The organism is Streptomyces sp. NPDC042100 (assembly GCF_055582325.1).
The window spans coordinates 404,989-431,294 of sequence record NZ_JBVJDK010000005.1; the positions used below are offsets into that span (position 1 = coordinate 404,989).

Annotated in this window: 29 protein-coding genes; 20 read left to right on the forward strand and 9 right to left on the reverse strand. The window is 72.4% G+C overall.

The annotated features are described in order from the left end of the window. The first annotated feature begins 17 nt into the window (after window positions 1-17). On the forward strand, window positions 18-341 hold the full coding sequence (locus ACZ6J5_RS14235; protein WP_469391133.1) for a hypothetical protein: 324 nt from the start codon (window positions 18-20) through the stop codon (window positions 339-341). Window positions 342-419: 78 nt separating this feature from the next. Further along, window positions 420-1,499: an amidohydrolase gene (locus ACZ6J5_RS14240; RefSeq protein WP_469391134.1), complete on the forward strand. Its 1,080-nt coding sequence runs from the start codon at window positions 420-422 to the stop codon at window positions 1,497-1,499. A 91-nt stretch (window positions 1,500-1,590) separates the two neighbouring features. Here the strand turns inward: ACZ6J5_RS14240 and ACZ6J5_RS14245 are convergent, their stop codons facing one another. The 3 genes from ACZ6J5_RS14245 to ACZ6J5_RS14255 all read right to left on the reverse strand — a co-directional run bounded on the left by ACZ6J5_RS14245 (window position 1,591) and on the right by ACZ6J5_RS14255 (window position 4,389). Next, the gene (locus ACZ6J5_RS14245) at window positions 1,591-2,550 is read right to left on the reverse strand and encodes a COX15/CtaA family protein (protein ID WP_469391136.1); all 960 of its coding nucleotides are present in this window, start codon (window positions 2,548-2,550) and stop codon (window positions 1,591-1,593) included. 142 nt (window positions 2,551-2,692) lie between these two features. Next, window positions 2,693-3,457 carry an ABC transporter permease gene (locus tag ACZ6J5_RS14250; RefSeq protein ID WP_469391138.1) on the reverse strand — a complete coding sequence of 255 codons (765 nt, stop codon included), beginning with the start codon at window positions 3,455-3,457 and terminating at the stop codon, window positions 2,693-2,695. Then, window positions 3,454-4,389 carry an ABC transporter ATP-binding protein gene (locus ACZ6J5_RS14255; protein WP_469391140.1) on the reverse strand — a complete coding sequence of 312 codons (936 nt, stop codon included), beginning with the start codon at window positions 4,387-4,389 and terminating at the stop codon, window positions 3,454-3,456. Before ACZ6J5_RS14255 ends, ACZ6J5_RS14250 begins: the two co-directional genes overlap by 4 nt. Window positions 4,390-4,499: 110 nt before the next feature. On the opposite strand from ACZ6J5_RS14255, the gene ACZ6J5_RS14260 reads away from it, so the two are divergent. The 9 genes from ACZ6J5_RS14260 (at window position 4,500) to ACZ6J5_RS14300 (ending at window position 11,943) form a co-directional block, all read left to right on the forward strand. Then, complete coding sequence (locus ACZ6J5_RS14260) at window positions 4,500-5,276, forward strand: formate/nitrite transporter family protein (protein WP_469391142.1); 777 nt, start codon at window positions 4,500-4,502, stop codon at window positions 5,274-5,276. Between the two features lie 103 nt (window positions 5,277-5,379). Beyond that, complete coding sequence (locus ACZ6J5_RS14265; RefSeq protein WP_469391144.1) at window positions 5,380-6,117, forward strand: helix-turn-helix transcriptional regulator; 738 nt, start codon at window positions 5,380-5,382, stop codon at window positions 6,115-6,117. After that, window positions 6,114-7,529, forward strand: coding sequence for a Fe-S cluster assembly protein SufB (gene sufB, locus ACZ6J5_RS14270; RefSeq protein WP_385555528.1), 1,416 nt, complete (start codon window positions 6,114-6,116; stop codon window positions 7,527-7,529). Before ACZ6J5_RS14265 ends, sufB begins: the two co-directional genes overlap by 4 nt. Window positions 7,530-7,597: 68 nt before the next feature. After that, entirely contained in the window at window positions 7,598-8,779 is a 1,182-nt protein-coding gene (gene sufD / locus ACZ6J5_RS14275) for a Fe-S cluster assembly protein SufD (RefSeq protein ID WP_469391146.1), read from the forward strand. Next, the gene (locus ACZ6J5_RS14280) at window positions 8,779-9,096 is read left to right on the forward strand and encodes a bifunctional 3-phenylpropionate/cinnamic acid dioxygenase ferredoxin subunit (protein ID WP_362483372.1); all 318 of its coding nucleotides are present in this window, start codon (window positions 8,779-8,781) and stop codon (window positions 9,094-9,096) included. The genes sufD and ACZ6J5_RS14280 overlap by 1 nt, the downstream gene beginning before the upstream one ends. A 7-nt stretch (window positions 9,097-9,103) precedes the next feature. Beyond that, complete coding sequence (sufC, locus tag ACZ6J5_RS14285) at window positions 9,104-9,868, forward strand: Fe-S cluster assembly ATPase SufC (protein WP_351664868.1); 765 nt, start codon at window positions 9,104-9,106, stop codon at window positions 9,866-9,868. After that, on the forward strand, window positions 9,865-11,133 hold the full coding sequence (locus ACZ6J5_RS14290; protein WP_469391149.1) for a cysteine desulfurase: 1,269 nt from the start codon (window positions 9,865-9,867) through the stop codon (window positions 11,131-11,133). The genes sufC and ACZ6J5_RS14290 overlap by 4 nt, the downstream gene beginning before the upstream one ends. 10 nt (window positions 11,134-11,143) lie before the next feature. Next, entirely contained in the window at window positions 11,144-11,608 is a 465-nt protein-coding gene (sufU, locus tag ACZ6J5_RS14295; protein ID WP_469391151.1) for a Fe-S cluster assembly sulfur transfer protein SufU, read from the forward strand. After that, the gene (locus ACZ6J5_RS14300; protein ID WP_362483377.1) at window positions 11,605-11,943 is read left to right on the forward strand and encodes a metal-sulfur cluster assembly factor; all 339 of its coding nucleotides are present in this window, start codon (window positions 11,605-11,607) and stop codon (window positions 11,941-11,943) included. Before sufU ends, ACZ6J5_RS14300 begins: the two co-directional genes overlap by 4 nt. 73 nt (window positions 11,944-12,016) lie before the next feature. Here ACZ6J5_RS14300 and ACZ6J5_RS14305 read toward each other — a convergent pair whose 3' ends face one another. Further along, on the reverse strand, window positions 12,017-13,156 hold the full coding sequence (locus ACZ6J5_RS14305; RefSeq protein ID WP_469391154.1) for an oxidoreductase: 1,140 nt from the start codon (window positions 13,154-13,156) through the stop codon (window positions 12,017-12,019). A gap of 40 nt (window positions 13,157-13,196) precedes the next feature. Between ACZ6J5_RS14305 and ACZ6J5_RS14310 the strand changes: the two genes are divergently transcribed. From ACZ6J5_RS14310 to ACZ6J5_RS14330, 5 genes are all read left to right on the forward strand, one after another. Beyond that, the gene (locus tag ACZ6J5_RS14310; RefSeq protein WP_469391156.1) at window positions 13,197-13,517 is read left to right on the forward strand and encodes a DMT family transporter; all 321 of its coding nucleotides are present in this window, start codon (window positions 13,197-13,199) and stop codon (window positions 13,515-13,517) included. Further along, a complete protein-coding gene (locus ACZ6J5_RS14315; RefSeq protein ID WP_469391158.1) occupies window positions 13,517-14,065 on the forward strand; it encodes a TetR/AcrR family transcriptional regulator in 549 nt (182 codons plus the stop codon). The genes ACZ6J5_RS14310 and ACZ6J5_RS14315 overlap by 1 nt, the downstream gene beginning before the upstream one ends. A 143-nt stretch (window positions 14,066-14,208) precedes the next feature. Beyond that, complete coding sequence (gene dapD / locus ACZ6J5_RS14320) at window positions 14,209-15,192, forward strand: 2,3,4,5-tetrahydropyridine-2,6-dicarboxylate N-succinyltransferase (RefSeq protein ID WP_469391160.1); 984 nt, start codon at window positions 14,209-14,211, stop codon at window positions 15,190-15,192. 75 nt (window positions 15,193-15,267) lie between these two features. After that, a complete protein-coding gene (locus ACZ6J5_RS14325) occupies window positions 15,268-15,501 on the forward strand; it encodes a hypothetical protein (protein WP_469391161.1) in 234 nt (77 codons plus the stop codon). A gap of 125 nt (window positions 15,502-15,626) precedes the next feature. After that, window positions 15,627-16,367: an SDR family NAD(P)-dependent oxidoreductase gene (locus tag ACZ6J5_RS14330; protein ID WP_469391163.1), complete on the forward strand. Its 741-nt coding sequence runs from the start codon at window positions 15,627-15,629 to the stop codon at window positions 16,365-16,367. Between the two features lie 98 nt (window positions 16,368-16,465). On the opposite strand, the gene ACZ6J5_RS14335 is transcribed toward ACZ6J5_RS14330, so the two are convergent. After that, complete coding sequence (locus ACZ6J5_RS14335) at window positions 16,466-16,909, reverse strand: GNAT family N-acetyltransferase (protein WP_469391165.1); 444 nt, start codon at window positions 16,907-16,909, stop codon at window positions 16,466-16,468. Window positions 16,910-16,944: 35 nt separating this feature from the next. Next, window positions 16,945-18,789: an endonuclease/exonuclease/phosphatase family protein gene (locus ACZ6J5_RS14340; RefSeq protein ID WP_469391167.1), complete on the reverse strand. Its 1,845-nt coding sequence runs from the start codon at window positions 18,787-18,789 to the stop codon at window positions 16,945-16,947. A 217-nt stretch (window positions 18,790-19,006) separates the two neighbouring features. Here ACZ6J5_RS14340 and ACZ6J5_RS14345 point away from each other — a divergent pair, with 217 nt between their 5' ends. Beyond that, a complete protein-coding gene (locus ACZ6J5_RS14345) occupies window positions 19,007-20,494 on the forward strand; it encodes a hypothetical protein (protein WP_469391168.1) in 1,488 nt (495 codons plus the stop codon). 67 nt (window positions 20,495-20,561) lie between these two features. Here ACZ6J5_RS14345 and ACZ6J5_RS14350 read toward each other — a convergent pair whose 3' ends face one another. Further along, the gene (locus ACZ6J5_RS14350; protein ID WP_469391170.1) at window positions 20,562-21,329 is read right to left on the reverse strand and encodes an SDR family NAD(P)-dependent oxidoreductase; all 768 of its coding nucleotides are present in this window, start codon (window positions 21,327-21,329) and stop codon (window positions 20,562-20,564) included. 88 nt (window positions 21,330-21,417) lie between these two features. On the opposite strand from ACZ6J5_RS14350, the gene ACZ6J5_RS14355 reads away from it, so the two are divergent. The 3 genes from ACZ6J5_RS14355 (at window position 21,418) to ACZ6J5_RS14365 (ending at window position 24,731) form a co-directional block, all read left to right on the forward strand. Next, window positions 21,418-22,869 (forward strand): alkaline phosphatase PhoX, encoded by a 1,452-nt coding sequence (locus ACZ6J5_RS14355; RefSeq protein ID WP_469391173.1) that lies wholly within the window; start codon window positions 21,418-21,420, stop codon window positions 22,867-22,869. A 49-nt stretch (window positions 22,870-22,918) separates the two neighbouring features. Then, a complete protein-coding gene (locus ACZ6J5_RS14360) occupies window positions 22,919-23,608 on the forward strand; it encodes a GntR family transcriptional regulator (RefSeq protein WP_469391175.1) in 690 nt (229 codons plus the stop codon). A 103-nt stretch (window positions 23,609-23,711) separates the two neighbouring features. Then, window positions 23,712-24,731, forward strand: a complete 1,020-nt coding sequence (locus ACZ6J5_RS14365) for a 1-aminocyclopropane-1-carboxylate deaminase (protein ID WP_469391176.1) — start codon at window positions 23,712-23,714, stop codon at window positions 24,729-24,731. Window positions 24,732-24,786: 55 nt separating this feature from the next. Here the strand turns inward: ACZ6J5_RS14365 and ACZ6J5_RS14370 are convergent, their stop codons facing one another. Continuing rightward, entirely contained in the window at window positions 24,787-25,977 is a 1,191-nt protein-coding gene (locus ACZ6J5_RS14370) for a TerD family protein (protein WP_469391178.1), read from the reverse strand. Between the two features lie 36 nt (window positions 25,978-26,013). After that, the gene (locus tag ACZ6J5_RS14375; protein WP_469391180.1) at window positions 26,014-26,253 is read right to left on the reverse strand and encodes a hypothetical protein; all 240 of its coding nucleotides are present in this window, start codon (window positions 26,251-26,253) and stop codon (window positions 26,014-26,016) included. Window positions 26,254-26,306 lie beyond the last annotated feature (53 nt).

Genomic DNA, 26,306 nt, shown 5'->3' on the forward strand with positions numbered 1-26,306 from the left:
CGAGTAGCATCCTTGCCATGGCAGACACGACGAAGCAGGCGGAGCGCAGGGCGGCCAAGCTGGCCAAGGAGATCCGGGCGTTCGCCGGGAAGCACGGCGGCGCCGAGGGCCAGCTCGCCCACATCGGCCAGGCCGGCACCCGGATCGTCCTCGTCGGCGAGGACGGCGGCTGGGGCGACCTGGTGGCCCCCACCTACGAGACCGCGAAGCTGGCGGCCGAGCGGGCCGGCCTCACCTTGCACGACGAGTTCGACGGCGAGTTCGCCGCCAAGGTCGTCACCGGCCCGTACGAGTGGACCCGGATGGCGGGTATCCAGATCGGCGGCCCCGCCAACAGCTGACACGGCAAGGCGACAACCTCGCGCGGGGCTCACCCGTTAGGAGGGGTGGAAGCCCGTCCACACGTGGGAGCCCCCCGAATGATCGACACTCCGAGCCTGGTGGACCAGTACTGCCACGGGGTGCTCCGTACGGAGCTCGGCCTCGGCAGCTTCGAGACGCACCTCGCCCCGGCCGCCGGGCTCCCGGCCGCCGGCACCACCTTCTTCGACACCCAGACCGGCTTCGCCGTCCGCCGCTGGTGCCCCCCGCTGCTCGGCCTCGAACCCCACTGCCCGCCCGCGCGCTACCTCGCCCGCCGCCGGGAGCTGGGCGCCGCCGAGTCGGGCCGCCGGCTGCTGCGGGCCTCCGGGATCGGCGCCTACCTGGTGGACACCGGACTCCCCGGCGACCTCACCGGACCCGCCGAGCTCGCCGCCACCGGCGCCGCCGCCGCGCACGAGATCGTCCGCCTGGAGCTCCTCGCCCAGCAGGTCGCCGACACCTCCGGCACCGTCGAGGCCCTCCTCGCCAACCTCGCCGAGGCCGTCCACGGGGCCGCCGCGGGCGCCGTCGCCTTCCTCTCCGTCGCCGCCGCGCACGGCGGGCTCGTCGCCGCGCCCGAGCCGCCCTGGCCGGGCGAGGTGCGCGGGGCCGCGGGCCGCTGGCTGGCCCGCCGCCGGGCGGGCGAGGCCCTCGACGACCCGGTGCTGCTGCGCCACCTGCTGTGGATCGCGCTCGGCACCGGACGGCCCCTCCAGCTGTACGTGGGGGAGCGCGACCCCGGCGGCCTGGCCGCCTTCGCGGAGGCGGGCGGCGGCCTCGGCGCGGACCTGGTGCTGCTGCACGGCTATCCGCACCACCGCCAGGCCGCCCGGCTCGCCGCGCACTTCCCGCACGTCTACGCGGACCTCGGCCCGGTCGTCGCGCGCACCGGGGCCCGCGCGGCCGGGGTGCTCGCCGAGTTCCTGGAGCTCGCCCCCTTCGGCAAGCTGCTGTTCTCCAGCGGCGCCCGCGGCCTGCCCGAGCTCCACGTGGTCGCCGCCAGCGTCTTCCGGGGCGCGCTGGCCCGGGTCCTGGGCGACTGGGTCGGCGACGGCGCCTGGTCCCGCGCGGACGCGCGGCGCGTCGCCGCCATGCTGGCCGCGGACAACGCGCGGCGGGTGTACGGGCTGGAGTGAGCGCCCCCGCCTTGTGCGCGACACGGCCCCGGCGCGAGCGGGGGGCTCGGGCCGGGGCCGGGTGGAGTGGAGAGCGGCGCGGTGCGCGCGGTCAGGCGGTCGCGAGCTCCGGGTCGGCCTGGGCCGGGATGGGCGCCGTGGCCGTCGGCCGCTCGCGCAGGCTCAGGGCCAGCCGCAGCACCGCGACCCACATCAGCGAGGAGCCGAGCATGTGGGCGCCGACCAGGACCTCGGGGACGCCGGTGAAGTACTGGACATAGCCGATGCCGCCCTGCAGCAGAAGCACGATCAGCAGGTCCCGGGCGCGGGCCCGGGTGTCGTCGGGGGCGTCCACCACGCGCAGCACCAGCCACATGGCGACCGCGAGGGCGCAGACGACCCAGGCGGCGATCGCGTGGATGTGGGCCGCGTTCGTCCAGTCCCACGGCATCCGGGGCACGTCGCTGGAGTCGCCCGCGTGCTTGCCGGCGCCCGTCACGGTGGTGCCGAGCGCGATGAGCAGGACGGTGACCAGGACGATCGCCCAGGACAGCTTGCGCACGGGGCGCGGGACGCGGGGCTTGGGGGTGCCGTCGCCCTCGCCGGTGCGGTGCCAGGTGATCACGGCCACCGTGAGGAGCGCGTTGGCGGCGAGGAAGTGCCCGGCGACGGTCCAGGGGTTGAGGCCCATCCACACCGTGATGCCGCCGAGGACGGCGTTGCTCATCACGATCCAGAACTGGGCCCAGCCGAGCCGGGTGAGGCTGCGCCGGCGCGGCTTGACCGAGCGGGCGGCGACGATCGCCCAGCCGACGGCGGCCGACAGGACGTACGTCAGCATCCGGTTGCCGAACTCGATGGCGCCGTGGATGCCCTGCTCGGAGGTGACGATCAGGCTGTCGTCCGTGCACTTGGGCCAGGTGTCGCAGCCGAGACCGGAGCCGGTCAGCCGGACCGCGCCGCCGGTGACGATGATGACGACGCTCATCACGACGGCGGAGAGCGCGGCGCGCCGGAGCGTCCGGGGGGACGGGGTCCAGCGCTGGGCGATGAAGGCGAGGGGGGTCTGCACGGGCCCTATCGTAGGCGCGGGCTTGTGCGCGTTTTCACGAGGGGTGTGTTCCGGGCGTTTGTGCCGCGAAACGTCACCGCGCGGTCACCCTCCGGACCCGGCCGGCCCGGACCGGACCCGACGGGCCGCCCCGGCCGCGTGGCTACTCCCAGCGGAAGAACCGGGCCGCCGCGCCGAGGCCCAGCACCGCCCACACCGCGAGGATCGCCGCGTCGCCCCAGGGCAGCGAGGCGCCGTGCTGGAGCACGTCCCGCAGCCCGTCGGAGAGCGCCGAGATCGGCAGGTAGGCCAGCACGTCGCCGGCGGCGCCGAACTTCTCCAGCGGCACCATCACCCCGCCGCCCACCAGGAGCAGCAGGAAGACCAGGTTGGCCGCGGCCAGCGTCGCCTCCGCCTTCAGGGTGCCGGCCATCAGCAGGCCGAGCCCGGAGAAGGCGGCGGTGCCGAGCACGAGCAGCACCAGCACGGAGAACGGGTCGCCCTGCGGCGACCAGCCGAGCCCGAGCGCGATCGCGGTCAGGAGCAGCACCTGGAGCACCTCGGTGACCAGCACCGACAGCGTCTTGGCGGTCATCAGCGCCCAGCGCGGCAGCGGTGAGGCGGCCAGTCGCTTGAGCACCCCGTACCGGCGCTCGAAACCGGTCGCGATGGCCTGCCCGGTGAAGGCGGTGGACATCACGGCGAGCGCGAGGACGCCGGGGGCGAGGAAGTCGACGGCCTTGTCCGCGCCGGTGTCGACGATGTCCACCGTCGAGAACAGCACGAGCAGCAGCGAGGGGATGATCACCGTGAGGAGCAGCTGCTCGCCGTTGCGCAGCAGCATCCGGGTCTCCAGCGCGGTCTGCGCGGCGATCATGCGGCCGACGGGCGCGGCCCCCGGCTTCGGCGCGTACGTACCCGTGCTCATCCGCGCAGCTCCTTGCCGGTCAGTTCGAGGAAGACGTCTTCGAGGGTGTGCCGCTCGACCGAGATCCGCTCGGGCATCACGCCGTGCTGCGCGCACCAGCTGGTGACGGTGGCGAGCAGCTGGGGGTCGACCGTGCCGGTGAGCCGGTACGCGCCGGGGGTGGGCTCCGCCGCGGCGGTGCCGTCCGGCAGCGCCTTGAGCAGCGAGCCGAGGTCGAGCCCGGGGCGGCCGGTGAAGCGCAGGGTGTTCTCGGCGCCGCCGCGGCACAGCTCCTCGGGGCTGCCCTGGGCGACGACCCGGCCGGCGTCGATGATCGCGACGTCGTCGGCGAGCTCCTCGGCCTCGTCCATGAAGTGGGTGGTGAGCACGACGGTGACGCCGTCGGCGCGCAGCTCGCGGACCAGCTCCCAGGTGGCGCGGCGGGCCTGCGGGTCGAGGCCCGCGGTCGGCTCGTCGAGGAAGACCAGCTCGGGGCGGCCGACCACGGCCATGGCGAGCGACAGGCGCTGCTGCTGGCCGCCGGAGAGGCGCCGGTAGCCGGTCCGGCCGCAGGAGCCGAGGCCGAGGCGCTCGATGAGCGTGTCGACGTCCAGCGGGTGGGCGTGCAGCTTCGCCATGTGGCGGAGCATCTCGTCGGCGCGGGCGCCGGAGTAGACGCCGCCGGACTGGAGCATCACGCCGACCCGGGGGCGCAGCGCGGCGGCGTCGGCGACCGGGTCGAGGCCGAGGACCCGCACGGTGCCGGCGTCCGGACGGCGGTACCCCTCGCAGGTCTCGACGGTGGTGGTCTTGCCGGCGCCGTTGGGCCCGAGGACGGCGGTGACGGTGCCGGCACGGACATCGAGGTCGAGGCCGTCGACGGCGGTCTTCGTGCCGTACCGCTTGACCAGGCCCCGGACCCGGACGGCGGGCGCGTCGGACTCGTTTCGCATGCCGGAAGTCTAGAGAGGGGGCGAAGGTCCCTCCGGCGCGGGGCCCGGGTCCCTTGAGTCGGGACCTTTACGCGCGCTTCACCGGCCGGGGCGGGACTAGCGTCGACAGGGTGATCAGTGTTGCGGAGAACCTGCGGGAGACGGTCGGTCAGGCCGAGCACAAGGCGCATGAACTGGTGCGCCCGGGCCGGTACGCGGTCTCGGCGGTGCTGGCCGGTGCGTACATCGGCGTCGGCGAGGTGCTGATGCTGGTCGCGGTGTCGCCGTTCGTGGCCCAGCACTCGGCGGCGGTGAAGCTGCTGGAGGGGGCGGTCTTCCCGATCGCGCTGACGATCGTCATGTTCGCCGGGGCGCAGCTGTTCACGAGCAACGTCATGGTGATGCTGCTGGGCGCGCTCTCGGGCCGTACGGGCTGGCGTGATCTCGCCGCCAGCTGGGGTCTGTCGCTGGGCGGCAACTTCGTCGGAGCCTTCGTCTTCGGGGCGATGGTGCACGCCTCCGGGGTGCTGTCGGCGCCGTCGGCGAAGGCGATGCTGGCGGAGATGGTGGCGGGCAAGGAGGCGCTCGCGGGCGGGCAGCTCTTCTGGCGGGCGGTGCTCTGCAACATGCTCGTGTGCCTGGCGGTCTGGATGTTCTACCGGGCGAAGGGGGACGCGGCGAAGCTGTTCGTGCTGTGGCTGCCGGTGCTGGTGTTCGTGGCGGTGGGCTTCGAGCACTGCGTCGCGAACATGTCGCTGTTCTCGCTCGCGATCCTCGACGGGACGGCCGGTTTCGGCGACCTGCTGCGCAATCTGCTGTACACGGTGCCGGGCAACATCGTGGGCGGAGGGCTGCTGGTGGGGGGCTCGTACTGGTTCACCGGGCGGCCGGAAACATCCCACGAATGATCATTTCCGCAGGTCAGGTAAGCCTTACCTGAGTGATGTACGACATCGTCACCGCCGACGGGGCGGCTTGTCACTCCCCGATTAATTACGCAACAATGGCGTTGTGAAAAACGTTGGCGCGGCTCCGGTGGAGGAACTCGCGACTCGGGAGCGTTCCACGCGCAACCGGGTCGCGCGGTCGATCCTGGATCACGGGCCCTCGACCGTCGCCGATCTCGCCGAGCGGCTCGGCCTCACCCAGGCCGCCGTCCGCCGCCACCTCGACTCGCTGGTCGCCGACTCCGTCGTCGAGGCCCGCGAGAAGCGCGTCTACGGCACCCGCACCCGGGGCCGCCCCGCGAAGGTCTTCGCGCTGACCGACTGCGGTCGCGACGCCTTCGACCAGTCGTACGACTCCCTGGCCGTCGAGGCGCTCCGCTGGATCGAGCGCAACGCCGGGGGAGAGGCGGCCGTCGCCGCCTTCGCCCGCGACCGCGTCGAGGCCCAGGCCGAGGCGTACCGCGAGGCCGTCGAATCGGCCGACCCCCGGGACCGCACCGAGGCCCTCGCCAAGGCGCTCACCGCCGACGGGTACGCTGCCACTGCGCGTCACGCGCCGGTCGGCGAGCAGCTCTGCCAGCACCACTGCCCGGTCGCCCACGTCGCCGAGCAGTACCCCCAGCTGTGCGAGGCGGAGACGGAGATCTTCTCCCGCCTCCTCGGGACCCACGTCCAGCGCCTGGCCACCATCGCCCACGGTGACGGCGTCTGCACGACCTTCATCCCGCACAGCGGCCCCCAGGGCCCACAGACCAGTTCATCACCTGCATCCGCAAGCACGGCCGGGAGGAACCCCGCATGACCACCGAGATCAGCCACCCCGAGCTCGAGGGCCTGGGTCGGTACGAGTACGGCTGGGCCGACTCGGACGCGGCCGGCGCCACCGCCAAGCGCGGTCTCAACGAGGACGTCGTCCGCGACATCTCCTCGAAGAAGAACGAGCCCGAGTGGATGCTGAAGCTGCGCCTCAAGGGTCTGCGGCTCTTCGGCAAGAAGCCCATGCCGACCTGGGGCTCGGACCTCTCCGGCATCGACTTCGACAACATCAAGTACTTCGTGCGGTCCACCGAGAAGCAGGCCGAGTCCTGGGAGGACCTGCCGGAGGACATCAAGAACACGTACGACAAGCTCGGCATCCCGGAGGCGGAGAAGCAGCGCCTCGTCGCCGGCGTCGCCGCGCAGTACGAGTCCGAGGTCGTCTACCACCAGATCCGCGAGGACCTGGAGGAGCAGGGCGTCATCTTCGTCGACACCGACACGGCCCTGAAGGAGCACGAGGAGCTCTTCAAGGAGTACTTCGGCACCGTCATCCCGGTCGGCGACAACAAGTTCGCCTCGCTGAACACGGCCGTGTGGTCCGGCGGCTCCTTCATCTACGTGCCGAAGGGCGTGCACGTCGAGATCCCGCTCCAGGCCTACTTCCGCATCAACACGGAGAACATGGGCCAGTTCGAGCGGACGCTGATCATCGTCGACGAGGACGCCTACGTCCACTACGTCGAGGGCTGCACCGCGCCGATCTACTCCTCGGACTCGCTGCACTCCGCGGTCGTCGAGATCATCGTGAAGAAGGGCGGCCGCTGCCGCTACACGACCATCCAGAACTGGTCGAACAACGTCTACAACCTGGTGACCAAGCGCGCCGTCGCCTACGAGGGCGCCACCATGGAGTGGGTCGACGGCAACATCGGCTCCAAGGTCACCATGAAGTACCCGGCCGTCTACCTGATGGGCGAGCACGCCAAGGGCGAGACCCTCTCCATCGCCTTCGCGGGCGAGGGCCAGCACCAGGACGCCGGCGCCAAGATGGTCCACATGGCCCCGAACACCTCCTCCAACATCGTCTCCAAGTCGGTGGCGCGAGGCGGCGGCCGCACCTCCTACCGAGGTCTCATCGAGATCGGCGAGGGCGCCCCGGGCGCCAAGTCGAACGTCCTGTGCGACGCGCTGCTCGTCGACACGATCTCCCGCTCCGACACGTACCCCTACGTGGACGTGCGCGAGGACGACGTCTCCATGGGCCACGAGGCCACCGTCTCCAAGGTCTCCGAGGACCAGCTCTTCTACCTGATGAGCCGCGGCCTCACCGAGTTCGAGGCGATGGCCATGATCGTCCGCGGCTTCGTCGAGCCCATCGCGAAGGAGCTGCCGATGGAGTACGCCCTGGAGCTCAACCGGCTGATCGAGCTGCAGATGGAGGGTTCGGTCGGCTAAGGCCCACCGCACCGCCCCGCAGCGACCGATTTTCTTTACGTACGCAGGAAGAGAGCAAGACGACAGCCATGGCTGAGGGTCAGAACATCCCCGCGGGCTCCACCACCGCGGGCTCCATCGCGGTGGCCGCCGAGTCCACCGTCGCCACGCGCATGAGCGCCCCGCCGTCCTTCGACGTGGCGGACTTCCCCGTCCCGCACGGCCGCGAGGAGGAGTGGCGCTTCACTCCCCTGGAGCGCCTGCGCGGCCTGCACGACGGCACCGCCGTCGTGTCCGGCGAGGGCGTCCGCGTCGACGTCGAGGCCCCCGAGGGCGTCACCGTGGAGACCGTGGGCCGCGACGACGCGCGCCTCGGCAAGGCCGGCAAGCCGGTCGACCGGGTCGCCGCCCAGGCGTACACCTCCTTCGAGAAGGCCTCGGTCGTGACCGTCGCCAAGGAGGCCGTCCTCACCGAGCCGATCCGCATCGCGGTGCACGGCCAGGGCGGGGTCGCCTTCGGCCACCAGATCATCGAGCTCGGCGCCTTCGCCGAGGCCGTCGTGGTCATCGACCACACCGGCGACGCGGTGCTCGCCGCCAACGTGGACTACGTGCTCGGCGACGGCGCCAAGCTCACCGTGGTCTCCGTCCAGGACTGGGACGAGAAGGCCGTCCACGTCGCCCAGCACAACGCGCTGATCGGCCGCGACGCCTCCTTCAAGTCCGTCGTCGTGACCTTCGGCGGCGACCTGGTCCGCATCCACCCCCGGGTCACCTACACGGCCCCCGGCGGCGAGGCCGAGCTCTTCGGCCTGTACTTCACGGACGCCGGGCAGCACCAGGAGCACCGCCTCCTGGTCACCCACAACGTCCCGCACTGCAAGTCCAACGTGGCCTACAAGGGCGCGCTGCAGGGCGAGGCCGCCCACGCGGTCTGGATCGGCGACGTCCTCATCGAGGCCGCGGCCGAGGGCACCGACACGTACGAGCTCAACCGGAACCTGGTCCTCACGGACGGCGCCCGGGTCGACTCGGTGCCGAACCTGGAGATCGAGACCGGCGAGATCGCCGGGGCCGGCCACGCCTCCGCCACCGGCCGCTTCGACGACGAGCAGCTCTTCTACCTGATGTCCCGGGGCATCCCGGAGGCCGAGGCCCGCCGCCTCGTCGTCCGGGGCTTCTTCGCCGAGCTGGTCCAGCAGATCGGCCTCCCGGACGTCCAGGAGCGCCTGCTCGCCAAGATCGAGACGGAGCTGGAGGCGTCCGTCTGATGGCCTTCGTCCGCGCCTGTGCGCTGAGCGAGCTGGAGGAGGACACCCCGAAGCGGGTGGAACTCGACGGCACGCCGGTCTCCGTCGTCCGCACCGAGGGCGAGGTGTACGCGATCCACGACATCTGCTCGCACGCGAACGTCTCCCTCTCCGAGGGCGAGGTGGAGGACTGCCAGATCGAGTGCTGGCTGCACGGCTCCGCGTTCGACCTCCGCACCGGCAAGCCGTCCGGTCTCCCCGCGACGCGCCCCGTCCCCGTATACCCCGTACAGATCGAAGGGGACGATGTGCTCGTCTCCGTCACCCAGGAGTCCTGAGTCACCCATGGCAACGCTTGAAATCCACGACCTGCACGTCTCCGTCGAGGCCGAGAACGGTCCGCGCGAGATCCTCAAGGGTGTCGACCTGACCATCAAGCAGGGCGAGACCCACGCCGTCATGGGCCCGAACGGCTCCGGCAAGTCGACCCTGGCGTACTCGCTGGCAGGCCACCCGAAGTACACGATCACCGGCGGCACCGTCACCCTCGACGGTGAGGACGTCCTGGAGATGTCGGTCGACGAGCGCGCCCGCGCCGGCGTCTTCCTGGCCATGCAGTACCCGGTCGAGGTCCCCGGCGTCTCGGTCTCCAACTTCCTGCGCACCTCCGCCACCGCCGTCCGCGGCGAGGCCCCCAAGCTGCGCACCTGGGTGAAGGAGGTCAAGTCCGCGATGGAGCAGCTCTCCATGGACCCGGCCTTCGCCGAGCGCAACGTCAACGAGGGCTTCTCCGGCGGCGAGAAGAAGCGCCACGAGATCCTCCAGCTCGAACTGCTCAAGCCGAAGATCGCGATCCTCGACGAGACCGACTCCGGCCTCGACGTCGACGCCCTTCGCATCGTCTCCGAGGGCGTCAACCGCGTCCGCGAGACCGGCGAGGTCGGCACCCTGCTGATCACGCACTACACGCGGATCCTCCGCTACATCAAGCCCGACTTCGTGCACGTCTTCGCGAACGGCCGCATCGTCGAGTCCGGTGGCGCCGAGCTCGCCGACCAGCTGGAGAACGAGGGCTACGACAAGTACGTGAAGGGTGGCGCATCCGCGTGACTTCCGCCCATCAGGGGCTGACCGGCCTCCTCGACACCGAGGCGATCCGCAAGGACTTCCCGCTCCTGGATCGTCTGGTCCACGACGACAAGAAGATCGTCTACCTGGACTCCGCGGCCACCTCGCAGAAGCCGCGCCAGGTCCTCGACGCTCTGAACGCGTACTACGAGCGGCACAACGCCAACGTCCACCGCGGCGTCTACACGGTCGCCGAGGAGGCCACCGCGCTGTACGAGGGCGCCCGCGACAAGGTCGCCGCCTTCATCAACGCGCCGAGCCGCGACGAGGTGATCTTCACCAAGAACGCCTCCGAGTCGCTCAACCTCGTGGCCAACATGCTGGGCTGGGCCGACGAGCCCTACCGCGTGGACCACGAGACCGAGATCGTCATCACGGAGATGGAGCACCACTCCAACATCGTCCCGTGGCAGCTGCTCGCGCAGCGCACCGGCGCGAAACTGAAGTGGTTCGGCCTCACCGACGACGGCCGGCTCGACCTGTCGAACATAGAGGAACTGATCACGGAGAAGACCAAGGTGGTCTCCTTCACCCTGGTCTCCAACCTCCTCGGCACGGTCAACCCGGTCGAGACGATCATCCGCCGGGCCCAGGAGGTCGGTGCGCTCGTCTGCATCGACGCCTCCCAGGCCGCCCCGCACATGGTGCTCGACGTGCAGGCGCTGCAGGCCGACTTCGTGGCCTTCACCGGCCACAAGATGTGCGGCCCGACCGGCATCGGCGTGCTCTGGGGCCGCCAGGAGCTGCTGGAGGACCTGCCGCCGTTCCTCGGTGGCGGCGAGATGATCGAGACCGTCTCGATGCACTCCTCCACCTACGCTCCGGCCCCGCACAAGTTCGAGGCGGGTACGCCCCCGATCGCCCAGGCCGTCGGCCTCGGCGCGGCCGTGGACTACCTGTCGGCGATCGGCATGGAGAACATCGCGCGCCACGAGCACGCGATCACCGAATACGCCGTCCGCCGCCTCCAGGAGGTCCCGGACCTGCGGATCATCGGCCCCACCACGGCCGAGGACCGCGGCGCGGCGATCTCCTTCACGCTCGGCGACATCCACCCGCACGACGTGGGCCAGGTCCTCGACGAGCAGGGCATCGCCGTCCGCGTCGGCCACCACTGCGCGCGCCCGGTCTGCCTGCGCTACGGAATTCCGGCGACCACGCGAGCGTCGTTCTATCTGTACTCCACCCCTGGCGAGGTCGACGCCCTCGTCGCGGGTCTGGAGCACGTACGGAACTTCTTCGGCTAGGGGACGCCTCGTGAAGCTGGATTCGATGTACCAGGACGTCATCCTGGACCACTACAAGCACCCGCACGGGCGCGGTCTGCGGGACGGCGACGCCGAGGTGCACCACGTCAACCCGACCTGTGGTGACGAGATCACGCTGCGCGTGAAGTACGACGGCTCGCGCATCGAGGACGTGTCGTACGAGGGCCAGGGCTGCTCCATCAGCCAGGCCTCGGCGTCCGTCCTCAACGAGCTGCTCGTCGGCAAGGAGCTGGCCGAGGCTCAGCGGATCCAGGGCACGTTCCTGGAGCTGATGCAGTCCAAGGGCCAGATCGAGCCGGACGACGCGATGGAGGAGATCCTGGAGGACGCGGTCGCGTTCGCCGGGGTCTCGAAGTACCCCGCCCGGGTGAAGTGCGCGCTGCTCAGCTGGATGGCGTGGAAGGACGCGACGGCCCAGGCCCTGGGTTCCGACGCTGAGAGGAAGTCGGCATGACCGAGAACGCCGAGGCCACGATGAAGCCGGCCTCCGAGGAAGAAGTCCGCGAGGCGCTGTACGACGTCGTCGACCCCGAGCTGGGCATCGACGTCGTCAACCTGGGCCTCATCTACGGCATCCACATCGACGAGTCGAACGTCGCGACGCTGGACATGACGCTGACGTCGGCGGCCTGCCCGCTGACCGACGTGATCGAGGACCAGGCGAAGTCCGCGACCGACGGCATCGTCAACGAGCTCAAGATCAACTGGGTCTGGATGCCCCCGTGGGGCCCCGACAAGATCACGGACGACGGCCGCGAGCAGCTCCGCGCGCTCGGGTTCAACGTCTGATCTTCGCCGAGGTACGTACGCGTGAGGGCCGCACCCCTTCGGGAGTGCGGCCCTCACGCGTGTCCGGGGCCGGTCAGGCCACGCCCGCCGCCCGTGCCAGTACCGGGCCCAGGTTCTCCTTGCGGAGGCGCTGGTCGACGTAGAGGAGGGAGGCGACCAGGGGCTGGAGGGGGGCCAGCAGGGCCTGGGAGGCGATGCTGCCGACCAGGACCACGCTCATCACGACGGACATCGAGCCGAGGACCTCGGCGGGGCCGGCGTCGGCGTCGAAGGTCAGGGTCGACATCGGGATCCACGCGACCAGCGAGAGCACCTGCTGGATCGCCCCGCTCACCGCGCCCACGAGCGCTCCCGCCGCCATCATGCAGCCGAAGGTCCGCCACCAGGAGCCGCGGACCAGGGCGGCCGAGCGGCGCAGGGAGCCCATGGCGCCCGCGTTCTCGATGACGGCGACCGAGGGGGCCAGGGCGAACCTCGCCCAGAGCCACAGGCCGACCGGGACGGTCGCCATGGCGACGAGGAGGAGCACCAGGGCGGTGACGAGGAATCCCGTGTCGGGGCCGGCGTACTCGCCGTCCGTCGCGTCGAGGCGCGCGACGCTGCCGAAGAGCAGGACGCCGCCGCCGGCCATGAAGAGGAGCGCAGGCGCGAACATCGCCAGCATCGAGAGGACGACCGAGCCCAGCACCGCGCCCACGCGCGACCAGGCGCGGTGCCAGACGGCCCCGAAGCCGATCGGGCGGCCCAGGACCGCCTCCTGCGCGACGGCCGGGACGGCGGCGCAGAGCAGGGCGTTGGCCAGCACCAGGCAGACCGCGCCGGTCAGCCAGACGCAGCCGAGCGCGACGAACAGGCCCTGGACGTCCGCGAGGTCGGGTTCCCGGCCGTGCGGCAGGTTCGCGAGGCGGTCGATGTTGTCGGACACCGTGTGCCACGCGATCAGGAGCGCGCCGGCGACGACCGCCGTGGCGATGCCGTACGCGGTCGCGGCCATCCCCAGCAGCGGCTTCCAGTAGCGGCCGAAGGCGCTGAACGCGCCGGTCAGGACCTGACCGAAGGTCATCGGCGCCAGGGGTATGACGCCGGGCTTCGGCGGCGGGGGCGGGGGCGGAAAGCCGTAGCCGTAGGCGGGCCCGTATCCGGTTCCGTACCCGGACCCGGGCCCGTGCTCGTATCCGTGCCCGTGTCCGGGCGGCCCCGAGGGATATGTCATGGCCACACGGTAGCTCCCGCCCTTGTGTACGCTCGTACACATGGGATACGGACTGCTCGCGGGCGCGATCGCTGCGGAGATCGTCGCCACCACCTCCATGAAGTACAGCGACGGCTTCTCCAGGCTGGTGCCCTCGCTGATCACCGGCGCCGGCTATCTGATCGCCTTCGCCCTGCTCGCCCAGGCGCTCAAGACGCTCCAGGTCGGCACCGCCTACGCCATCTGGTCCGGTGTCGGCACCGCCGCCGTCGCCGCCATCGGCGCGCTCTTCCTCGGCGAGTCCATGAACCTCGCCAAGATCGCCGGAATCGTCCTGATCATCGCCGGGGTCGCCGTCCTCAACATGGGCGGCGCCCACTGATGGCCCGGCCCCGCCGCCACGACCCCGACCGCCGCGACCGGATCGTCGACGCCGCCCTGCGCGTCGTCGGCCGCGCCGGCATCGCCGGGCTCAGCCACCGCACCGTCGCCGCCGAGGCCGACGTGCCGCTCGGCTCCACCACGTACCACTTCGGCTCCCTCGACGAACTCCTCGTCGCCGCCCTGCGCCGCGCCAACGACAACCTCGGGCGCGCCCTGCGCGAGGACCCCGGCATCGCCGACCCCGGCAGCGACCTCGCCGCCGTCCTCGCCCGGCTCGTCGGCGTCTGGATCGGCGGCGACCGGACCGGCGTGGAGCTGGAGTACGAGCTCTACCTCGCCGCCCTGCGCCGCCCCGCCCTGCGGCCCGTCGCCGACGAATGGGCCGAGGACGTCACCGCCTGCCTCGCCCCGCGCACCGACCCGGCCACCGCCCGTGCCGTCATCGCCCTCCTGGACGGCATCTGCCTCCAGGTCCTGCTCACCGGCGGCCGGTACGACGAGGAGTACACCCGCGAGATGCTCCGGCGGGTGCTGGGCGGGTCCTGAGCCGGGCCCTCAGCCGGGCCCTCAGCCGGGCCTGAACGAAGCGCCGAAACGGCCGGGGCGGGGCTCGTCCGAACCGCCAGGAGCGGGACCGACACCTGAGACCGGTTGGCCCGCGCGGGGGCCCGCCGGTTAGGTTCTCCGTCATGACCACTGCTCCTCGCACCACCGGCGCCGTCGCCGCCGGCCTCGCCACCCTCGCCGGCGACGGCACCGTTCTCGACACCTGGTTCCCCGCCCCCGAGCTGACCGCCGACCCCGGCCCGGCCGGCACCGAGCGGCTCGGCCCCGACGAGGCGGTCAACGCCCTCGGCGAAGGCGCCGCCAAGGCCCTCGGCGTGGACGCCCGCCGCGGCGTCGAGGTGGTCGCCGTCCGCACCGTCATCGCCTCGCTCGACGACAAGCCGCTCGACGCGCACGACGCCTACCTCCGCCTCCACCTGCTCAGCCACCGGCTGGTCAAGCCGCACGGCCAGAGCCTGGACGGCGTCTTCGGCCTGCTCGCCAACGTCGCCTGGACCTCGCTCGGCCCGGTCGCCGTCGACGACATCGAGAAGGTCCGCCTCAACGCGCGCGCCGAGGGCCTGCACCTCCAGGTCACCTCGATCGACAAGTTCCCCCGCATGACCGACTACGTCGTGCCCGCCGGTGTCCGCATCGCCGACGCCGACCGGGTCCGCCTCGGCGCCCACCTCGCCGCCGGCACCACCGTCATGCACGAGGGCTTCGTCAACTTCAACGCCGGCACCCTCGGCACCTCCATGGTCGAGGGCCGCATCTCCGCCGGTGTCGTCGTCGGCGACGGCTCCGACATCGGCGGCGGCGCCTCCACCATGGGCACCCTCTCCGGCGGCGGCAAGCAGATCATCTCCATCGGCGAGCGCACCCTGGTCGGCGCCGAGGCGGGCATCGGCATCGCGCTCGGCGACGAGTGCGTCGTCGAGGCCGGTCTGTACGTCACCGCGGGCACCCGCGTCACCATGCCCGACGGCCAGGTCGTCAAGGCCCTGGAGCTGTCCGGCGCCGACAACATCCTGTTCCGCCGCAACTCGGTCACCGGCGCCGTCGAGGCCCGCCCGTACAAGGCGAACTGGGGCGGCCTCAACGAGATCCTCCACAGCCACAACTGACGCACGGGTCCCCGCGTTATCAGAGCGCGGGGGTTCCGTACGACAGTCACACAGGCGAGGGGAAGGTCGATCGACATGACGACCAGGATCAGCGAGACGCTCCGGAAGCGGTCGGTGCTCACCGGCGCGTTCGCCGTCGCGGCCGTGGTGCTCCCGGCGGGAGCGGCCGAGGCCGACGAGACGCACAGCCACGCGCACAACGGCCCGAAGGTCGCCCTCATCTCCACCGGGCAGATCGACGACCCGCTGGAGGACGTCCTGGAGCACGCCGCCATCCTCGGCAGCACCCGCACGACCGACTCCGCCTGACCCAGGCGCCGTCTGACCCCGGCACCGCCGCACGGCCCGCCGCCCCGCCCGGGGCGGCGGGCCGTCGCGCGTCTCTGGCATGATCCCCCTGCGCGACAGGAGGCCACGAGACAAGGACCCGCACCATGACCGCACAGCAGCCCGTCGCCCTCGTCACCGGATCCTCCTCCGGGATCGGGGCCGCCGTCGCCCGCAGGCTCGCCGCCGCGGGCTACCGGGTCGCCGTCAACTCCGCCCGCTCCGTCGAGGCGGGCGAGAAGCTCGCCGCCGAACTGCCCGGCGCCCACTACCTCCGGGCCGACGTCTCCGACCAGGCCCAGGCCGCCCGCCTCGTCGAGGAGACGGTGGCGCGCTTCGGCCGGCTCGACCTGCTCGTCAACAGCGCCGGGACCACCCGCTTCATCCCGCACGACGACTTCGAGGCCGCCTCGCCCGACGTCTGGCGCCACCTCTACGACGTCAACGTCATCGGTGTCTGGCAGACCGTCACCGCCGCCGTGCCCCACCTGCGCGCGGCGCGCGGCGCCGTCGTGAACATCTCCTCGCAGGCGGGCGTCCGGCCCGGCGGCAGCTCCATCCCGTACGCGGTGACGAAGGCGGCCGTCAACCACATGACCCTGCTGCTCGCCAAGACCCTCGGCCCCGAGGTCCGGGTCAACGCGGTCGCGCCCGGCCTCATCGACACCCCGTGGTTCGACGGCGTCGAGGGCGCCGAGGCGGCGAAGGAGCACGTCGCCTCCGTGGTGCCGCTGCGCCGGGTGGGCCGCCCCGAGGACATCGCCGAGGCCGTCCACGACCTGGCCAGGGCCTCGTACATCACGGGCGAGGTGCTGCTCGTGGACGGCGGGGGCCATCTGCTCGGCTAGCGACCGTCCGCCGGATTGGTCCCTCGGCCGACGAACCGTCACCGGGTACCCGCCATCGGTTGATCAGCCCATCGACGACGTCTGTCGCCCGTGCGCCGCTAAAGGCTCAGCTTGAACCCGTCGTGGCTGCGGGCGAAGCCCAGGGACGCGTAGAAGCGGTGGGCGGCCGTCCGGCTCTTGCCGCTGGTGAGCTGGACCAGCGCGCAGCCTCGGGCGCGGGCCCGGGCCACCGCGCGTTCCATCAGGTCCCGGCCGAGGCCGCCGCCGCGCCGGTCGGCCCGGATCCGGACCGCCTCGATCAGGGCCCGTTCGGCGCCGCCCTTGCCGAGGCCGGGGATGTACGTGGCCTGGAGGCAGCCGAGGACGAGGGTGTCCTCCACCAGCACGAGGACCTCGTTGCGCGGATCGGCCTCGATGTCCGCGAACGCCCGCTCGTACGCGGGGGTCACGGGCACCGAGGCCGGGTCGACCACCCGCTCCTCGTCGGCGAGCAGCGCGAGGACGGCGGGCAGGTCGGCACGGGTGGCGGGGCGCAGGATCACGGCCCGCAGTCTCGCACACCCGTGCCAAGGGGGTGTTACGGGCGGAAGCGCAGGACCTGCGGGTCGTGGTCGCTGTTCTGGTCCGCGAACTCGGCGTTGATGTGCACGCTGTCGTACGTGAAGTGGCGCACGCCGGGGCTGGTCAGGATCTGGTCGAGGACCTGGCTGTTGCCCTGGTAGACGTACGAGTAGCGCTCGCTGCGCGGCAGCGACTTGATCGCCGGGTACAGCGCGCCGCCGTCGGTCAGCGCCTTCGTGGTCCCGGAGAACTCGAAGTCGTTGATGTCGCCGAGGACCAGCACGTCGGCCTGCTTGTCCAGGGCGAGGACGTCCTTCACGAAGGCGTTCACGGCCTGGCCCTGGAGGAGGCGCTTGGTCTCCGAGGAGCGGGTCGGGGGCTGGTGGTGCGAGACGATGGACTCGTCGCCGCCCTTGGAGCCGAAGTGGTTGGCGACCACGATGACCGTGCGGCCGCGGAACCGGAACTCGCCCGCGAGCGGCTTGCGGCTGTTCTCCCAGGCGGTGTTCGCCGGGTCGACGCGGCCGGGGGAGAGGGTCAGGTGGGCGTCGCCCTTGGTGCCCGTGACGCCGGTCGCGGTCGTCGCGTCGCCGCCCGCGCGGTCCACGAAGGAGACCCGCTCCGGGTTGAAGAGGAAGACCTGGCGGATGTTGCCGCCGGGCTCGCCGCCGTCCTTGCCGTTCTGCGGGTCGATCGAGCGCCACTCGTAGGCCGGGCCGCCGGCCGCGACGATCGCGTCGGTGAACTTCTTCACCGTCTCGCCGGCCGTGACCGTGCCGTCGTTCTTGGCGCCGTTGTCGTCCTGGATCTCCTCCAGGGCGACGATGTCGGGCGAGGCCAGGTTCTCGACGACCGCCTTGGCGAGCGCGTCGAACTTCTCCTGCGGGTCGGTCGGGTCGAGGTTCTCGACGTTGTACGTGGCGACCGCCAGCTCGTTCTTGTGCTGCTTCTGGGTCACCTCGCGCTTCAGGCCGAGGCCCACGTGCTTGCCGAGGGTGTTCGCGACCAGGGTGTAGCCGCCGAACTGGTTGAAGTCCAGCGGGCCCTCGGTGGAGCCGACCAGCCAGTCGCCCACGTTCGCCTTGGGGAAGGGCTGCTGCGCGATCGGCGCGAGCTGCTGGATCTGGAGGCGGCCGGTGTTCTGGGAGTCGTACGAGCCGTAGACCGTGCCGCCCCGCAGGTTGGGGTTCTCGAACGGCTTCACCGACACCCACAGCTCGGAGTACGGGTCGGTGGCGCCGACCACCCGCGAGGAGCCGATGCGGACGTTGGTGCCCTCAAGGGACTCGTAGTAGTCCAGGGCGTACTTCTTCGGCTCCAGCGTGAGGCCGTTGACGGAGCCGCCGGCCGCCGGGTCGCCCTCCGGGGTGTACGCGGAGGGGACGGACCAGGGCCAGATCGTGACGGGCGCCGGGACCGCGTTGCCCTGGGAGAGGACGGTGACGACCGGCTTGGAGATCTGGGTCAGCGACTGGTTGCCCGAGGTCAGGCCGCCCGGCACGTACTCGGTCACCGAGCCGTTGACGCTGACCGCGTCGCCGACGGCGACGGTCGGCACGGAGCTCGTGAAGACGAAGATGCCCTCGCTGGTGGCGGGGTTGTCGTCGGCCTGCGGGTCCTGCATCCAGAAGCCGCGCGAGCCGTACGTGCGCACGCCGGTGACGATGCCGGTGACACCCGCGACCGGCTTGCCCGCCAGCGGCGAGACCCGGGTCGTGCCCTGGATGTCGTGGATGCGTACGGGGGCCGCCCCGGCGGTCACGTCGTCGGCCGAGGCGGACGCGCCGCCCAGCAGGCCGGCGGCGAGCGCGGCGGAGACGACGGCGGCGACGGCGGCCGATCTCGGTATGGAGGAAGACATCAGGGAGCTCCGTGAGGGCTTGGAGAAACGATCGAAACGTTCTACGCGCGTCAATTTCGTTCCAGACCCTTCCACTTGTCAAGGGTCGGCGGGTGGTCGACGGGTGTACGAAGGCTGACGCCTCCGTGAACCGCCGGACCGTCCGCCGAATGCGTCTACGCTGAAGGGCGCTCGCAGCGCCGCGAAGGCCCCGCACTCGTCGAGGAGAACACCCCAGATGGCACCCGACCGCCAGACCCTTCCCCCCGTCCGCCTTCACTCGGACGCGGAGTTGGCGCGGGACGCCCTGGCCACCCCCCTCCTCGCGCGCGCCGTGCGGCTCGCCCGCTGGGCCGGACCCGAGACCCGGGTCGGGGCGGGCGGCGAGCTCGTCGACGAGCAGCTTCCCGCCGCCGCCGAGGTCCTCGGCCTGACCGGCGACCCGGACGCCGAGGCGTACGCGAGCGAGGCCTGGCGGATCGCCGTGGACACCGGCCTGGTCGACGTCGAGGACGGGTCCGCCGAGGACGGGTCCGCCGAGGACGGGTCCGCCGAGGACCCGGGCGCCGCCGACGGCACCGTCACCCCCGGCGAGAACCTGGCGCTGGTCACCGGCGGCTCCCCGCAGGACGTCCTGGCCATCTGGCTGGAGGGCTTCGACGCCGTGTTCGCCGACGCCGCCGCGCCCTTCTTCGACGACCTCGACGCGCTCGTCGGCGAGGACGGGCAGATCGACTTCGAGGCCCTGGACTGGGACCCGGAGGGCGAGGCCGAGTTCCTGGAGGGCGTGCTCGGCAACCTCTACCTGCTGACCGTCAGCGAGGGCGGGGCGGGCGAGGGCCCGGTGCCGCTGCCCGCGCTCGCCGCCTCGATGGTCGTCCCCGACGACATGGGCGAGCCCACCGACGACGTCCTGGAGCAGGTCTCCGACGCGATGATGCGGCTCGACGAGCAGTTCCGCGTCCTCGAACCGATCGGGCTCGTCGAGTACGACCCCGTCGACGAGGCCCTGATGGTCGAGGAGGGCGAGGAGCCCGCCCCGCCCGTCCCGGACATCGACGACGAGGACGTCAGCCGCTACGGCATGGTCCGGCTCACCCCGCTCGGCCTGTACGGGGTGCGCGCCCGGATGCTGGAGGCCGGACTGGCCGTCCCCGCGGTCGGCGAGCTGGCCGACCAGAGCGCCGACGTCCTCCTCGACGGCATCGCCGGCTACCCGCAGGACGCCGCCCGCGCCGAGACCGCCGGCTGGCTCGCCGCCCGCGAGGCCGGCACCGCCGCCCGTGAACTGCTCGCCGCGGCCCGGGGCGCCGACCCGGCCTCGCCGCTGCGCCGGCTCCACGCGCAGCAGGCCCTGTCGCTGGTCGGCGCCGAGGCGGAGCCGGCCGTGCGGGAGGTCCTGGACGACGCGCAGCTCGGCGGGCTCGCCCGGGTCTGGCTCGCCGAGCACGGCGCGGCGGACATCCCGGCCCCGCCGGAGTCGATGATCTTCTGGCTGGCCATCGACACCATCGCGGCCCACCTCGACGCCGACGGCGACCTGACCGAGCTCCAGGACCTCATCGAGGGCCTGACCAGCCGTCACGGCGGCTTCTTCGAGGCGGCCTGGCGGGTCGAGCACCCGGCGACGGCCGAGGTCCTGGAGGCCATGGGCCGCCTCCACCGCGACAAGCCCACGGCGAAGGAGGCCCGCAAGGCGGCCTTCAAGGCCCGCTCGAAGGGCTGAGCCAGACGCGGCCCGGACGCGGCCCGGACCCGGCCCCCGCCTTTCAAGTCCTCGGGTCCTCGGGTCCTCAGGTCCTCAGATACGAGGCCCCGTTGAGGTCCAGCACCGTCCCCGAGGCCCACTGGGCCTCGGGGGAGGCGAGCCAGCGGACGGCCGCCGCGACCTCCTCCGCGGTGCCGACCCGGCCGAAGGGGCTCTGCGCCAGGATCGCCTCCCCCTCCGGGCCCGCGAGCCGGGGCGCCACCCGCTCGGTCGCGAAGAAGCCCGGGGCGACCGAGGCCACCCCGATCCCGTGCGGGCCGAGGGCCACGGCCAGCGACTGGCCCAGGGCGTGCACGGCCGCCTTGGTGGCGCCGTAGGCGGGGTGGTCGGGCTCGCCCTTGAAGGCGCCGCGCGAGCCGATGTTGACGATCCGGCCGGGCACTCCGGCCTCGATCATCCGCCGGGCCGCCAGCTGGCTCAGATACGCGGTGCCCAGCAGGTTCACCGAGACGTGCCGCTGCCAGAGCTCCACCCACTCCTCGTACGGGGTGGTCGCGGGCGGGTGCGGGAGGTTGACGGCCGCGTTGTTCACCAGCACGTCGAGTCCGCCCAGCGCCTCCGCCGCCCGGTCCGCGATCCGCGCCGCGGCCGCCGGGTCGGACACGTCGCCGCCGACCAGCGCGTGGCCGGTGCCCGCCAGGGAGGCGAGGGTCGCCCGGGCCTCCTCCGCGCGTGAGCCGTAGTGCACGGCCACCCGGTCGCCGTTCGCCGCGAAGGCGCGGGCCACCGCGCGGCCCAGGCCGCGCGAGGCACCGCTGACCAGAACACGCCGGCCGCTCTGTGGCAGGTTCATGAAGGATCGCCTTTCTGTTCAACCGCCGTTTATACGGGGGCGCGACCGTGTGCCGCGACACCGGGTGACGACAGGGAGAAGAACCGTCATGTCTCTCAACCGCAGAGAGTTCGCCAAGAAGTCCGCCGCCACCGGCGCCGGCCTCGCGCTCACCGGCTCGGTCGGCGCGCTCGCCACCGCGCCGGAGGCGCTCGCCGCCGACGATCCGCAGGAGTTCGGCGGCCACGGCGAGGGCCACGGGCACGGCCACGGCCACGGGCACGGCCACCGGCTCGGCTACGGCGAGCTGGTCCCGGACCCGGACGGCGTGCTCGCCCTGCCCGAGGGCTTCACGTACCGGGTCCTCACCCACAGTGGCGTCACCCGCCTGGAGTCCGGCGAGTTCACGCCCTCCAACCACGACGGCACCGCCACCTTCGCCGGCCGCCGGGGCACCACGTACCTCGTCAACAACCACGAGCTCAAGGGCCCCCGCTCCGGCTGGGCGCACCCCGTCCCGCTCACCGAGGGCCTGGTCTACGACCCGGCGGCGGCCGGCGGCTGCACGGTCGTCGAGGTGCACCGCGACGGCACCGTCGCCGAGTGGGTCGGCATCGCCGGCACCTCCACCAACTGCGCGGGCGGGCGCACCCCCTGGGGCACCTGGCTGACCTGCGAGGAGACCGAGGACCTGGCCGGCAAGAACGGCATGACCAAGGACCACGGCTACGTCTTCGAGGTCGACCCGCAGGACCACCGCGCCAACCGGAACCCGAAGCCGGTCAAGGCCTTCGGCCGGTACGCCCACGAGGCCGTCGTCATCGACCCCAAGCGCGGCCACGCCTACCTCACCGAGGACGCCTCCGGCCCCAACGGCCTGTTCTTCCGCTGGGTCCCGCCGAAGGGCTTCGAGCACGGCCGGGGCCGCCTCGCGACCCTCGCCGACACCGCCGGTGTCCTCCAGGCCTTCAAGTGCTTCGACTCGGCGGGCCGCTTCGTCGACGACCTCTCCCGCGCCACCAGGATCGGCACCGTCTACGGCGTGGACTGGGTCGACGTGCCCGACCGGGACGCCCGCAAGACCCCCGTCCGCAAGCAGTTCGGCGCCGGCGAGGTGACCCGCGCCCGCAAGCTGGAGGGCATGTGGTGGGCCGACGGCGGCACGTACATCGTCTCCTCGTACGCCCGCGCGGAGAGCCCCGGCGCCGCGCATGACGGGCAGGTGTGGTTCTACGACCCCAAGCGCCGCACCCTCACCCTCCAGGTGCTGCTCGGCGTCAACGCCGCCCCGGACGAGGACGGCGCCTTCGACGGCCCCGACAACATCACCGTCTCCCCGTACGGCGGCGTCGTCATCGCCGAGGACGGCGAGGGCGTCCAGCACCTCTTCGGCGCGACCGAGAGCGGCCGGACCTACCCGATCGCCCGCAACGACCTGAACGACAGCGAGTTCACCGGCGTGTGCTTCTCGCCCGACGGCGACACCCTCTTCGCCAACATCCAGGAGCCGGGCATCATGCTCGCCATCACCGGACCGTGGCGTCGGCAGCCCCGTCGCTGACGTCTGAGGACCTGGTGCCCCCATGGGCTGACACCTAACATGTCAGCCCATGGACGCTTTACGGCCGGTGGGCCGGACCCTGCTGCGCGACCGCGCGTACGAGGCGCTGCGCGAGGCCATCGTGCGCGGTGAGCTCGCACCCGGATCCGTGGTCAAGGACGCCGATCTCGCCGACCGTCTGGGCCTCTCGCGCGCGCCCGTGCGCGAGGCCCTGGTGCGGCTCGGCGACGAGGGCCTCGTGGAGACCAAGCCGCAGAGCTACACCCGGGTCACCCGGCTGGTCAGCCGGGTGGTGCGGGACGCCGCCTCCGTGGTGCGGGTGATGCACGAACTCGCCGCCCGCACCGCCGTGCCGCTGCTCGGCCCCGAGGGCATCCGCGCGATGCGCGAGGCCAACGCGCGCTTCGCCGAGGCCGTGCGCTCCTCGGACGTCGAGGCCGCGCTGCGCGCCGACGACGAGCTCCACGACGTGCTCGTCGGCGCGAGCGGCAACCACGCGGTGGCCGCCACCATCGACCGCTACACGCCCCTGATCCGCCGGGTCGAGCGCCGCCTCTTCGGGGACGCCGGGAGCTGCGGCTCCACCGAGCTCCACGCGCGCCTGATCGACGCGTGCGAGGCGGGCGACACGGAGGAGGCGGTGCGGGTGACGACGGAGATATGGCGCGCCCTGGAGGAACTCGCCGACGAGGCGACGGACCCACCCACCCGGCCGGCGCCAGGACCTGTCCGACCCTGATCCACCGGACAGGCCCCGGCCGGCGCGGTGGCGGTCCGGGACCGGCCGGATCGCCGCCGGACAGTCCAGGACCCGCACGACCGCGACCACCCAGGGAGCCCGTATGCCGACGATCGACGACTTCGAGCGCTATCCGCTGCTCTTCGGGCCCTCGCCCACGCACCCCCTCCAGCGGCTCACCTCCCACCTCGGCGGGGCCACCCTGTGGGCCAAGCGGGAGGACTGCAACTCAGGCATCGCGTACGGCGGGAACAAGACCCGCAAGCTGGAGTACCTGGTCGCCGACGCCCTCGCCCAGGGCTGCGACACCCTCGTCTCCATCGGCGGCGTGCAGTCCAACCACACCCGCCAGGTCGCGGCCGTCGCCGCGCACGCCGGGCTGCGCTGCGTGCTGGTCCAGGAGAGCTGGGTCGAGTGGCCCGACCCGGGCTACGACAAGGTCGGCAACATCCTGGTCAGCCGGCTCGCGGGCGCCGACGTGCGGCTGGTGCGGGCCGGGTTCGGGATCGGCTTCAAGGAGAGCTGGGAGCTGGCGCTGCGCGAGGTCGAGGAGTCCGGCGGCAAGCCGTACGCCATCCCGGCGGGCGCCTCCGACCACCGGCTCGGCGGCCTCGGCTTCGCCCGCTGGGCGTACGAGGTGGCCGACCAGGAGCGCGAACTGGGCGTCTTCTTCGACACGGTGGTGGTCTGCTCGGTGACCGGCTCCACCCAGGCGGGAATGGTGGCGGGCTTCGCCGCGCTCGCCGAGGAGGGCGGCCGGTCCCGGCGGGTGCTCGGCGTGGACGCCTCGGCGAAGCCGGCGGAGACGCACGAGCAGATCACCCGGATCGCCCGGGACACCGCCGCCCTGATCGGCGTGGAGCGCCCGCTGACCGCCGCCGACGTCGAGCTGGACGCCCGCTACCACGCGGGCGTGTACGGCGTCCCGGACGAGGCGACGCTGGACGCGATGCGGCTGGCCGCGCGGACCGAGGGGATGGTCACCGACCCGGTCTACGAGGGGAAGTCGATGGCCGGTCTGGTCGATCTGGTGGACCGGGGCGAGATCGGCGCGGACTCGACCGTGCTCTACGTCCACCTGGGCGGCCAGCCGGCCCTCAACGCGTACAGCGCGCTGTTCTGACAGCGCGCTGTCCCGGCCGGGGCGCGCGGGCGCGCGCCCCGGGGCGGTCCGGGCCTCAGAGGGCCTGGGCCGCCGGCTTGACCATGCCGCGGACGGTCCGCGACTTCACGAACTCGCCCATCGCCGTCATCTCCCACTCGCCGGTGAACTGCTTGATCAGCTTGGCCATCATCACGCCGGTCTGCGGCTCGGCGGTGGTGAGGTCGAAGCGGACCAGCTCCTCGCCGGTGGCGGCGTCGATGAGCCGGCAGTAGGCCTTGGCGACCTCGGTGAACTTCTGCCCGGAGAAGGAGTTCACCGTGAAGACCAGGCCGGTCGCCTCGGCGGGCAGCCGGCCGAGGTCCACCACGATGACCTCGTCGTCGCCCGCGCCCTCGCCGGTGAGGTTGTCGCCGGAGTGCTTGATCGAGCCGTTGAGGATGGACAGCTTGCCGAAGTAGCAGCTGTCCAGGTGGTTGCGCTGGGGGCCGTAGGCGATGACCGAGGCGTCGAGGTCGATGTCCTTGCCCCGGTAGGCGGGCTCCCAGCCGAGGCCCATCTTGACCTGGGAGAGCAGCGGGCGGCCGCCCTTGACCAGGGACACCGTCTGGTTCTTCTGGAGGCTGACCCGGCCCTTGTCCAGGTTGATCTTCCCGCTGCCGGCCGGCGCGGCGGGCGGCGCGGCCGGGACCGGGGGGACGGCGACGGGCGCGGGGGCCTGCGCCGGCGCGGCGGCCGGGGCGGCGGCGGGCACGGCCGCCGGCTCCTCGTCGACGCTGACGCCGAAGTCGGTCGCGATCCCGGCCAGCCCGTTCGCGTACCCCTGGCCGACCGCGCGGGCCTTCCAGGCGCCGTTGCGCAGATAGATCTCGATGACCACCAGGGCCGTCTCGGTGCCGAGCCGCGGCGGGGTGAAGGTGGCGAGGACGCTGCCGTCGTCGGCGTCGCGCACGGTCGCCGTGGGCTCGATGCCCTGGAAGGTCTGACCGGCGGCGTCGGGGCTCGCCGTCACGACGATCTTCTCGATGCCGGCCGGGACGGCGGCGGTGTCCACCACGATCGCGTCCGGGGCGGTGCCGCCGCCGGAGCGGTAGGAGACGCCGGGGCCGGCGGGCTGGTTGTAGAAGATGAAGTCGGCGTCGGAGCGCACCTTGCCGTCGGCGCCGAGCAGCAGGCCCGACACGTCGAGCCGCACGGGCGCGGCGACGTCCACCGCCACGCGCGCGGCGGTGAGAGGGATGTTCGAGCCGGGGGTCATTGCGGTCATGCCGGGAGTAACGAGCGAGGCGCTTTTGCCGTTCCCTTACCTTCGTCCCGTTCGGCCACTCCGGTTACGGGGGTGCTCGCGCGCGGTGCGCTCGTTGCCGAAGCGGTACGAGCCGGTCCAGCGGGCCATGACCCGCTGCGGGTCGCCCGCCTCGACCTCGGCCAGGAAGCGCTCCGCGCGGGCGCCGCGCAGGGTGGCCGCGGCGCGGCCGCGGTGGGTGATGACGACCGTGCCGTCGGCGCGGTGCGTGTGGACGAATCCCTGGGGTGCCGGCATGGGCGGCATCCTGCCGTTCCCGCCCGCCCCCGTCATGCGAATATTCTTACGAA